Genomic DNA, 11,691 nt, shown 5'->3' with positions numbered 1-11,691 from the left:
ATGCCCAGGACTTTTTGCGAAATTTTATATTTCCCTAATACAACAAACTTTGTTCTTTTAGATTAGAAAGTACTTTTTCGGAGGAGCTTGCTGCTTGCCCGCGGAAAGTTAGTATATTTCTTATCTCCAAGGATGTACATGATAGAAAAAAAGGAGGAGTCACAATGAAAGAAAAAACGTTGCATATGATCGGGAACGCTCACTTGGATCCTGTCTGGCTATGGCAATGGCAGGAAGGGTTCCAGGAAACGAAAGCAACCTTCCGCTCAGCACTGGATCGGCTGAAGGAATACGATGATTTTGTTTTCACATCAAGTTCAGCTGTGATGTATGAATGGGTGGAAAACAATCATCCTGAAATGTTCCAGGAAATAAAAGAGCGAGTCAAAGAAGGCCGCTGGCAGATTTGCGGAGGATGGTGGCTGCAGCCGGACTGCAACATTCCGAGCGGGGAGTCGTTTGCAAGACAAGGGCTCTATGGTCAGCGCTACTTCCAGGAAAAATTCGGGGTCACAGCTAACGTCGGATACAATGTCGACAGTTTCGGGCATGCCGGAATGCTTCCTCAAATATTGAAGAAAAGCGGCATGGACCACTATGTATTCATGCGTCCTGGCCCTCATGAAAAAGGATTGCCTGGCCGGTTGTTCTGGTGGGAATCAGATGATGGCTCACAGGTCATGACCTTCCAGATTCCATTTGAATATACAACCTGGGGGAAAGATTTAGAAAAACATGTTCATCGCTGTGCCAAGGAAATCAAAGAACCAGTAGATGAGCTGATGAGTTTTTATGGTGTCGGGAACCATGGCGGAGGCCCGACGATTGAAAACATAGAAAGCATCAAGCGTCTCAATGAGCAGGAAGACACACCGACACTGTTGTTCAGCTCTCCGAATCAATTTTTTGAATCTGTAAAAGAAAAAGAAACACCGCTGCCTGTCGTCCATCACGATTTGCAGAACCATGCGAAAGGTTGCTACTCGGTTCATTCACCTGTGAAAAAATGGAACAGGGAAGCGGAAAATCTGCTTGCTGCCGCCGAGAAATTCTCTGTTATTGCGGAGCGGACGACAGGGCAGCCATACCCCAATGACTACGGGAAGGCATGGAAGAATGTGCTTTTCAATCAGTTTCACGATATTTTAGCTGGAACCAGTCTGGAATCGGCTTACGAGGATGCCCGGAATATGCATGGGGAAGCGATGACCATAGGTGAACGTGGCTTGAACTATGCTGTCCAGTCGCTCTCCTGGGACATTGATATTGAACAGGAAGAAGGCATGACGCCAATCGTCGTTTTCAACCCTCATTCCTGGGATGTGAAAACGAATGTGGAGATCGAGTTTACCCGGCTGAAGGAAGATCAGCTGCTGACGGATGAAAATGGCAATGAGGTGCCGATTCAGGTCGTACAGTCAACCGCAACGGCTAATGGGCGGAACCGCTTGAGTTTCATTGCGGAAGTTCCTTCCCTTGGCTACCGTGTCTATAAAGTGGTTTCCAATCATAGCAGGAAAGACCAGCCTGCTGTTAAGGCGAATGACAATTCCTTAGAAAATGAACGCTATCGCCTGGAAATCAATCCGGAAACCGGCTTTATCCGAAGCTTGTTTGATAAGCAGGAGCAATTCGAAGTCTTCGCCGGAGAAGCAGCCCGCCCAGTCGTTATCGAGGATACGAGCGATACCTGGTCCCACGATGTCATCCGTTATGACAAGGAGTTAGGTGAATTTAAACCGGTAAGTATCAAGCGGGTGGAGCATGGTCCGGTAAAGTCTGTCATACGGGTTATCAGTGAGTACGGCCAGTCGAAGTTTGTCCAGGAATTCGCCATGTATAAGGACCTTCATTATATCGATGTTAAAGTCAGCATCGATTGGAGAGAAAACTTCAAGGCACTTAAGCTGAAGTATCCAGTTAATGTGACCCACCGCCGAGCAACTTATGCGGTACCATACGGCCATGCCGTTCGGGAAACAAATGGTGAAGAGCAGCCAGGGCAAAGCTGGATTGATGTGTCCGGCACAATAAAAGAAACGGGAGGAAGGTACGGATTAAGTATTGCAAACGATGCCAAATACAGCTACGACGTGGATGGAAATGAGATGAACATCACCGTTCTCAGAAGCCCGATCTATGCCCACCATGATCCGCTCATTCCTGATCCGGATGGCTATTATTCCTTTATCGATCAGGGTATCCAGCATTTCCGTTACACACTGCTGCCACATACGGACAGCTGGGAGCAGGCAGGTACGGTGAAGCATGCTGCTGAAATCAACCGCCGCCCTACGGCCCTTTTGGAAACCTATCATAAAGGTTCACTGCCGCAGGTGAACTCCTTCGCCAGTGTAGATCAGGACAATGTCATCATAACTGCTATGAAAAAGGCGGAAGACAACGATGATATGATCGTGCGCTTTTACGAAACGGATAAAGTGGCCACAACAGTCACCATCGACCTGCACGGAATCGGAAGAAGCATTACGACAGATATTGGCGCCTGTGAAATTAAGACATTTCGGGTTCCGAAGGATTCTTCCCAGGCTGTAACTGAAACGAATCTTATTGAATGGGAAGTATGATTGTCTAATAGATTGACGGGCCTGGAGGATGAAAACGATAGTGTCAAGACAGTAAATGCATGCTTTGAAGGCATGAATAAACTTGTACACTGAGTGCTGTAGTATTCATTCTCAAAGGCCCTGATTAACTTCGGCCAAGTCTCTTTTCGACTGTCAAGGAACGTTCTCAATAGTGCTGGGAAAACAGGAAGATAACGGCATGTTTCACTAGAATTAAGATTTTTCTGATTTTTTTGTCATTAACTATTGAAATTTCCCTATTAGTAATGTAAATTGCTAGATAAGTAGTAAAAATGGGAACGTTCCAATTTTACGGCAAATCAATAGATTGATGCATGAAATGATAGTCTTTATACCCGCTCTTCCGTTCATACAATACTGGCTGATACTGGGAATTCTGATATTAGCAAATTCCTTTTTAATGAATGGGAGCGGTTTTATTTCAAGCATCACAGAAAGCGTTTGCACATTCAGAGTCGAGGAGTGGAGAAAGTGAATCCGACAATAAATGATGTTGCTCGCCTGGCCAATACTTCAAAAAGCACGGTTTCCCGTTATTTAAATGGACAGCCGATCAAAAAAAGGACAGAAGAAGCATTGAAGGCAGCGATTCAGGAATTAGATTATCACCCAAATGTAAATGCCAGGAGACTGGTAAAAAACAGCACCCAGACAATCGGGATTGTCGTAGATGACATTGCGAACATTTTTTATTCAGGAATCTTGAGAGGAATCGAAAAAGTTGCCAACCAGAACAATTATCAATGTGTCTATTACAGTGGAACGTCTAACCATCAGGGGGAATTCGGTTTCCTGAACCTGGCCCAGGAAAGGCAGGTTGATGGTTTGATACTGATTAGTTTTACGAAGCGATCGGACGAGCTGTTCAGACGAATTCGTGAATTGACCATTCCTGTCGCATTGGTCGGGGATGGGGGAGATATTGCTGAGAATGCAGATATTTTCTCTGTCGATGTCAACAATGAACACGGCATCAAGGAGGTCGTCCGCTACCTTAACCGGATTGGTCATCGGAATATTGCTTTTATTGGCGGGCCAGACGATTTCACTGCGACCCACCAGCGAGCCAAAGGATACAGAATGGCTCTTGAGGAAAATGGGTTGACGTACGAACCTTCATGGACCGTCCCGTCTGACTGGTCCAAAGACGGGGGTTACAAAGCGATGCGTGATCTGATTAACATCGGTGGGATGACAGCAGTCATCGCATCGAATGATGAAACAGCCATCGGGGCGCTTTTATATGCCCATGAGCTAGGGTTCCGGGTTCCGAGAGATTTTTCCATTGTCGGCTTCGATGATATCGAGATTGCCAGCTGGGTCTATCCGCCATTAACGACAGTCAACCAGCCGCTTTACCAAATTGGACTTGAAGCGGCAGACGGACTGGTCATGAAAATGAAGCACAAGGATGCTCCAATGAAACGCCGGATGCTGATTGAGCCGAAACTGATCGTCCGAGATTCTTGTATGAAGTTACTTTGAATGTATAGAAGGGAGATTTCCTTGCATGTTCTCACGCAGAATAGATAAAAGCCCGTACGGTTATTTGTTCATTGCTCCATTTTTTCTTGTCTTTTTCATTTTTGACCTTGGGCCGATCCTGTATTCTTTTTATTTGAGCTTCACCGATTGGAGCGGTTTCAATACACCGACTTTCATCGGGCTGGCCAACTATGAAAGACTGCTGCAGGATACGTTGTTTTTCAAGTCGATTTACAACACGCTGATCATTTGGATACTGTCCATTATCCCGCAGTTGACCATTGCGCTTACTTTGGCGCTGATCTTACATGAAAAATTCATTCGCGGGAAGCATCTGTTTCACGCTATTTTCTACTTTCCGAACATGGTCACACCCGTAACGATGGGGGTATTGTTCGCGTTGATGTTCGATTGGCAGAATGGAAGCATGAACAAGCTTTTGATGGCACTGGGAATCGTCGAGGATCCTGTCTACTGGTTCAACAGTCCATTCCTTTCCCAGTTGATTGTAGCATCCATCCTGATGTGGCAATGGTTCGGTTTCAACATGCTCGTTTTCCTTGCAGGCTTGCAGTCGATTCCAGAAGATCTTTACGAAGCAGCAGAAATCGACGGCGCCAACAAGTTCCAAACGGCCATCAAAATAACCCTGCCGCTGTTACGCCCGGTGTTGATTTTTACAATGATCACATCTGTTATCGGGGGTATGCAGATATTCGACCAGCCGCTTATGATCGGTAAAGGTCCGGAAAACTCTACGCTGACGATGGTCATGCATCTATATGAAGCAGCATTCGTCCGATACGAATATGGGTACGGCGCAGCTATCGCTTACGGTATTTTCGTCCTGATTGCGATTGCGACAGCCTTCTCCATGTGGATGACGAAGCTGAAAGAGAAAAAGGAGGGGTAAGAAGTGAAGGATTACTCCATTTCAACTGGAAATACCAAGACAGTCAGTCAACTCGATGCGGAGACGAAACGGAAGAACCGCAACAGTCTTTTGATTAAAATCTTCATCTGGATCATGCTCATTTTAGCAGCTGGGATCTGCCTTCTGCCGTTCTACAGCATGCTGATCACTTCGACCCATACGAATGCAGATATAACGCGGAAATTGTTGCTGCTGCCTGGTGATCATTTCATTGAAAACTATAAACGTCTTGTCGAAGTAGTTCCAATTTGGCGCGGTTTCTTGAACAGTTTGATCATTACATGCAGTGCCACAGCCATCGGACTTTATTTTTCCGCTTTAAGTGGTTACGGGTTCTCAAAGTTTGACTTCAAGTTCAACGGTCCCCTATTCGCTTTCGTCCTGGCAACGATGATGATTCCAGGTCAGCTTGGTATCATCGGTTTCTTTAAACTGATGAACATGTTCGGTTTAATCAATACTTACTGGCCATTGATTGTTCCGGCAGCCAACAATGCATTCGGTCTCTTCTTCCTGAAGCAGGTTGCAGACTCAGCTGTGCCAAAGGAAATGCTTGAGTCCGGACGTATTGACGGTTGTAACGAACTGCAGATTTTCCACCGGATTGCCTTGCCATTAATGACACCGGCCATTGCAACATTGGGGATTTTCCTGTTCATCGGTAAATGGAACGAATTCTTACAACCGATGATCATCCTGTTTGATAACAGTCTCCAGCCGCTTCCTGTCATGATTGCGAGTGTAAGGAATCAATTCAGCGTTGATTACGGTGCCCAGTACGTCGGTATTGCCATTTCTATCGTGCCGATTCTGATCGTCTTCGCACTAGCTTCGAAGAAAATCATCGGAAATGTTATGGCAGGAGCACTTAAGCAATAACACAAGAACATCTGTTAAAAAACAACTAATTTAAATAGGAAGAAACTAGTAAATGAAAGGGGGCGGTATCCGGAATTCCATTAGAAGTCCGTTCTGCCAAAAGCTTAAGATATAAACCTGAAGGAGGAGAAAAAACATTGAATAAGAAAAATCTATTATTCACGATGCTTGTGTTTATTTTTGCTATTGGAACCCTTGTCGGCTGTTCAGGCGGCGAGGAAACAAGTGGAGGATCCGATCAGGAATTGAACAATGAAAACATGAAGCCAGAGGACTTTAAAGGAGAACTGGATATATGGACATTCTTCGGCGGTGTGGAAGGAATGGCCAAAAGCTTTGAAGAAAAATATCCGAATGTAACGGTGAATGTTGAAGTTTTCCCTGGTGACCAATACCAGACGAAACTGATGACAGCTATCCAGAGCAGGACCGATGTACCGGATATTTTCGACCTGGAAAGAAGTTATATGGGAAGGTTCATCAACCAGGAATTCGTTGCCAACCTGTCAGAAATGGGGAAAATTGAAGACAGGGTAGAGAATTATGTTCCATACGTAAAATCACTGGGTGAAGGGAAAGACGGTAATGTCAAAGCGGTCTCTGATCACTCTTCTCCAGGAGCGTTCTGGTATCACAGAGATCTGGCTAAAAAGTATTTAGGAACAGATGACCCGGAGAAAGTTTCTGAAATGGTCTCCAGCTGGGATAAAGTGATTGAGCTTGGCCAGAAGGTCTATGAGGAAAGCGGCGGCAAGGTACACCTGCTTTCTCACTATGGAGACGTATTCAATGTTGAAAAGCAGCATCAGGAAAAATGGATTCAGAATGGTAAGTTAGTTATCGATCCAGCCTGGAAAGATATTTTCATGGATATGAAGCAAATCAGGGAAAAGAACGTCGATGCGAAGCTGCCATATTTCTCCGGCGGCTGGGGTGACGCGTTGAATGAAGGCGGTGTCATCATGTTTGCAATGCCTGCCTGGGGTGGTTTCATGGTCAATAATGATGGAGGACAGGCAAAAGGAAAGTATGGACTTGCCAAAACTCCGAGCGGTTATTACGAAGGCGGTACGTTCCGAGCCATTTATGAAGGATCTGACAATAAAGAGCTTGCCTATGAATTCATCCGTTACATTTCCGGCGAAGAATGGCAGACAAAGAACCTGGAGGAAACCGGTAATATGCCTGCGCTCAAGTCAGTCTATGAAAAGAAATTGGACACGTACACTCATGAATTCTTCGGTGACCAGAAAATCCTGAAACAGTATTATGAGCTCGTACAGGATATTCCGCCGCATGAGGCTGGCGAAGACCAGAATGCGATTTCTACACTATTCTATGATGCTGCATCTGCCGCTATTGATAATGGAGAATCGTACGAACAGGCACTGGAACGATTCAAGAAGCTGGTATCTAATGGTTATCCTGAATTAGAAATCGAGTAATAAAAACAAGGGAGATGGATTCCGTCTTCTAAAGGAGATTTTAAAGTGAATTCGATTGCACAGCATATAAACAATATTCGTATCATTGATGGACATGAACATCTGATTCCACTTCGAGAACGACAGAAGATGGAGGCTGATTTTTTCGACCTGCTGCATTATTTACGCTCAGACTTGATAACAGCAGGGATCGATCCCTCCTTTTTTGCGGACGATAACCCAATGTCCGTGGAGGAAAAAGCAGAAACTTTCTTGAAATACTGGAATAAGACGAAAAATACAACATACGCACAAATGCTGCGCTGGGCTGTCGAGGATCTTTATGGAATGGAAGACTGGTCAAAGGAAGGAATCATCGCATTAAACAAAAAAGTACGAGCGGCTACGGATGACTCGGAACTCTATCATAAAATTTTGCGTGACAAGGCGGGAATTGATCTCGCCTTCACGCTGATTTTTTCAACAAATGTTGATTTTGATTTGTTCCGTCCGGTTATGTTCATGGACCATACCTTCAATATTATTTCCCGTCCTGCCCTGGAAGCAATTGAAAAACAGGCAGGGGAATCGATCCATGAATTTGATGATTTACTGAAGGCAGTCGATCTCATTACGGAACGTTACGTGAAGGAAGGGATGGCAGCTACGAAAATCGGCGCCGCTTACTGGCGGTCACTGAAGGTGGATAAGCCGACGCATCACGAAGCTTCTGTTTCCTTCAATAAACTGAAAAGCTATCATCTTAATGAAAAACTGTCTCCGGAAGAAGCAAAGCCGCTGCATGATTACCTGATTCACCGCGTCATCCAACAGTCCATCAAACATGACATGCCGATCCAGATTCATACAGGCCACCAGGAGCCAAGCGTTTCCGATAATGGTAATATCATTACCAATTCGAAAGTATCTGATCTTATTCCATTATTACTTGAATACAAAGAAGCGAAATTCGTTCTGTTACACGGCGGATATCCGTATTACGATGAGTTTTTATCGATAGTGAAAAACTTTCCGAATGTTTATGGAGATTTGACATGGTGCTATATCATCTCACCGACAGCAACGAAGGATATTCTTGCGAAAGCGATTGAAATGATTCCCCAATCAAAGCTGATCGGATTTGGCGGAGACTACAGCCAGGTGGAAGGCACTTATGCTCATGCCAAGCTTGCCAGAAAAGTAGTGGCAGAAGTACTTGAAAATAAAGTGGATGGTGGAGACATGACGGAGGCTGATGCCTGTGAGTACGCGGATTGTATTTTCAGGGATAACCTCATCGAACTTTACAACTTGAACTTGAAGCCTTCATCCAATACGAAGGGGAGCTATCATGTTTCAGTTACAAAATAATAAAGGCAGCCTGGAACTCTTGCAGGCAGATCAACAGGTCCTTTCCGGTTTTGAAATCGAGATTGCCCGTGATACTGGAAAGCCAGAAAGATTGACTCATAAGGACAGCAAAATGAGTGAACATACGGATCAGTTTGGCAGCTGGACGGAGTATGAAAAGTTATATGAGCTGGAAGGTGAAATCAGTTTTTCACTGAAGCTCCGCTGCTATCAATCATTTGTGCTGGCGTCGGGGAGTGTGGTTCTCCACAGTGAACGATTGTTCGCCAGAAATAATTATCTGGCTCCTGAAGCAGCAATCAGAATCAAATTTAATCCACTGGAAAATGAGGAAAGTCTTGTCGCTCATTATCTTCATAAAGACTGGTGGACACGCCCTCACTTTGACAAGGATGTGCGGACAATGCCGCCACGGACGCAATCCATGTTATGGAAAACGGCAGACAATTACTTTCAAATCCTGCCTGTCCCTGATGCTACCTTCAAATCCGAACTGCGTGGCCATGACGAAGGCTTTGAAATCACTTCCTCTTCTTACGATGGCGGACGAAATCAAGGTGAATTTTCCATCTTTCTGCTGGGAAAAGATAATGACCCATTTGAACTCTCGAGACAGTTGACCAAAAAAGTTGCACGGCTTCACGGCGAAGCGAGAACGATTGATGAACGTACGTATCCTGAACAGCTCGACTATTTCGGCTGGTGCAGCTGGGATGCATTTTACCAGGAAGTCAACGCGGAAGGGATACTTGAAAAAGCCGAAGAGCTTCACAGCCATGACCTTCCAGTAAAGTGGGTGCTGATTGATGACGGCTGGTCCGACCTGAAGGATGGCCGTCTGCAATCTTTCGGTACGGATCCTGAAAAATTTCCGGAAGGCCTTGCCCCAGTGACTTCCAAACTAAAAAGTGATCTGGGCGTAGAGGCTGTCGGTGTATGGCATACATTTGCAGGTTACTGGGGAGGGGTCGTCCCAGGCAGTGAATTGGCGAAGGAAATGACTCCTTATATTTACGAAACGAACAGTCAAAAATCGATCCCTTACCCGGATAAAGCCAAAGGCTATGGTTTCTGGAATGCATGGCACGGAGAGCTGCGTAAACAGGGAATCGATTTTGTGAAAGTCGACGCCCAGAGCGGAATCAATAATTTTACCATGTACCAGCTCCCTGTCGGACAGGCCTCGAGGGAGTCTCACCAGGCATTGGAAGCATCGGTGGGGGTACATTTTAACCATAGCTTGATCAACTGTATGGGTATGGCTCAGGAAAATGTTTGGAACAGGCCAATTTCAGCCGTTTCCAGAAGCAGTGATGATTTTGTGCCGGAAGATGAGGAAGGCTTCGGTGAGCACGCGCTGCAGAATGTCTACAACTCATTTTGGCATGGAGAGATTTATTACGGTGACTGGGATATGTTCTGGACAATGCATAAGGATGCCGGGCGTCATGCAGTGTTAAGGGCTGTGAGCGGAGGTCCGATCTATACAAGTGATCCTGTCGGCAAAACAGACCCTGCAGTAGTCTGGCCGCTGATTTTTAGAAATGGACGGATCATCCGCTGTGACCAGCCGGGAAAACCAACGAAAGATATGCTAACCGTTGATCCTGTTCACGAACAAAAAGCCCTGAAAGTGCAAAATACTGCTGGGGATGCCGGAATACTAGGCGTGTTCAATATCAGCGACAGCCATCAACCAGTCGAAACGACAATCAGCCCTGCTGATGTTTACGGATGTCATGCTGACAAGTATATTGTCTATGATTATTTCAACGAGCAAGCTTCGGAAATGATGTGTGAAGATATGCAGACACTTACATTGGAAGAGGAAGGGTACAACCTTTATTTGTTCCTGCCGAAAACATCTCCTGTGACGCCTGTTGGAATGCTGGATAAGTACATAACACCGGCAACCTTTGAAAAGAACTATGCTACGCAGGATCAGCTGTCCGTCACCATTAAGGAAGGCGGTAAATTCGCTTTTTATTCGGAAAAAGAACCAGGATATGTGGGGGTAGATGGAGAAACAGTAACCGTGGAAAGTAAAGGTGACTCTCTTTATGTGGTTGACTGCAGCAGCTTGAATAAGCGGGCAATCATTGAAGTGAAGTTATGAATCTATTAGTAGGGAGCGTGTAATGCATGAAAGTTTCCTGTCATTTGATTACATGGGGAGAAGATTTACTGAAGGGGCTGAAGGAAGCGTCGGAGCTTGGTTATACGGCTTGCGAAACATTCACTCACCTGGCGCTGGCTTACGAAGACGATATCGAAAAGTTCAACGCGCTGTTGAATCGTTACGGTTTTCAGCTGTCTGCTTTGTACGGTGGAGGGAATTTCACCGATTTAAGCAAGCGTCAGCACATCATTAACCGGAACGAACAGGTAGCAAAATTCTTAGTTGCGGCCGGAAGTGACCGGATTGTGTTTGGGCCGGGTGGGCCACGTAATAAAGAAGGTACGAGTTTAGAAGAATTGAAGATTGCAGCCGAAACGATCAACCAGGCGGCCAAGAAATGCCATGAGCTTGGCGTTAAAGCATGCGTCCACCCGCACCTCGGGACAGAAATCGAAACAGAATATGAGCTCGATACAATAATGGAATTGACTGACCCGAATTATGTCTTCTTCTGCCCGGATACTGCCCACCTCGCAAGGGCAGGAATGGATCCATTAAAAGTGATGAAGAAGTATAAAGACCGGATCGCCTATGTACATTTGAAAGATATATCACCGGAAGGGGCCGATGCAGAAACATTCCCGATTCTCGAAGGGAATGAACAGATGCCGATTTTCTGTGAGCTTGGACTTGGGACATTATCAAAAGAACTGGAAGACGTAGTGCAATTTTTACGAGATATCCAATACGACGGATGGGTCACGGTGGAAATTGACAAGTCCACAAGCACACCCTACGACAGCCTGGAAATCTGCCGGGACTTTGCCGAAAAGAATCTTCAATTGACAATATGATAGAATAGCAGACAAG

Annotated in this window: 8 protein-coding genes; all 8 read left to right on the top strand. The window is 45.4% G+C overall.

The genetic code is table 11. From position 1 onward, the window contains the following. The first annotated feature begins 164 nt into the window (after positions 1-164). The 8 genes from JOC33_RS02080 to JOC33_RS02045 all read left to right on the top strand — a co-directional run bounded on the left by JOC33_RS02080 (position 165) and on the right by JOC33_RS02045 (position 11,675). On the top strand, positions 165-2,588 hold the full coding sequence (locus JOC33_RS02080) for an alpha-mannosidase (RefSeq protein WP_205090490.1): 2,424 nt from the start codon (positions 165-167) through the stop codon (positions 2,586-2,588). 492 nt (positions 2,589-3,080) lie between these two features. After that, on the top strand, positions 3,081-4,094 hold the full coding sequence (locus JOC33_RS02075; protein WP_205090489.1) for a substrate-binding domain-containing protein: 1,014 nt from the start codon (positions 3,081-3,083) through the stop codon (positions 4,092-4,094). 25 nt (positions 4,095-4,119) lie between these two features. Continuing rightward, entirely contained in the window at positions 4,120-5,007 is an 888-nt protein-coding gene (locus JOC33_RS02070) for a carbohydrate ABC transporter permease (RefSeq protein WP_205090488.1), read from the top strand. Positions 5,008-5,010: 3 nt separating this feature from the next. Continuing rightward, positions 5,011-5,907, top strand: a complete 897-nt coding sequence (locus JOC33_RS02065; protein ID WP_205090487.1) for an ABC transporter permease subunit — start codon at positions 5,011-5,013, stop codon at positions 5,905-5,907. Positions 5,908-6,044: 137 nt separating this feature from the next. Next, positions 6,045-7,352, top strand: coding sequence for an ABC transporter substrate-binding protein (locus tag JOC33_RS02060; protein ID WP_205090484.1), 1,308 nt, complete (start codon positions 6,045-6,047; stop codon positions 7,350-7,352). A gap of 45 nt (positions 7,353-7,397) precedes the next feature. Beyond that, the gene (locus JOC33_RS20635; protein WP_205090483.1) at positions 7,398-8,702 is read left to right on the top strand and encodes an amidohydrolase family protein; all 1,305 of its coding nucleotides are present in this window, start codon (positions 7,398-7,400) and stop codon (positions 8,700-8,702) included. Beyond that, positions 8,683-10,818 carry a Sip1-related alpha-galactosidase gene (locus JOC33_RS02050; protein ID WP_205090481.1) on the top strand — a complete coding sequence of 712 codons (2,136 nt, stop codon included), beginning with the start codon at positions 8,683-8,685 and terminating at the stop codon, positions 10,816-10,818. The genes JOC33_RS20635 and JOC33_RS02050 overlap by 20 nt, the downstream gene beginning before the upstream one ends. Positions 10,819-10,844: 26 nt before the next feature. Continuing rightward, complete coding sequence (locus tag JOC33_RS02045; protein ID WP_205090479.1) at positions 10,845-11,675, top strand: sugar phosphate isomerase/epimerase family protein; 831 nt, start codon at positions 10,845-10,847, stop codon at positions 11,673-11,675. Positions 11,676-11,691: the final 16 nt, after the last annotated feature.

Origin of the sequence: Thalassobacillus pellis, from assembly GCF_016908295.1 — a bacterium.
GTDB classification, from domain to species: domain Bacteria; phylum Bacillota; class Bacilli; order Bacillales; family Halobacillaceae; genus Thalassobacillus; species Thalassobacillus pellis.
Note: the sequence above shows the minus strand (reverse complement) of the source record. Positions and strands in the feature narration are given on the sequence as shown.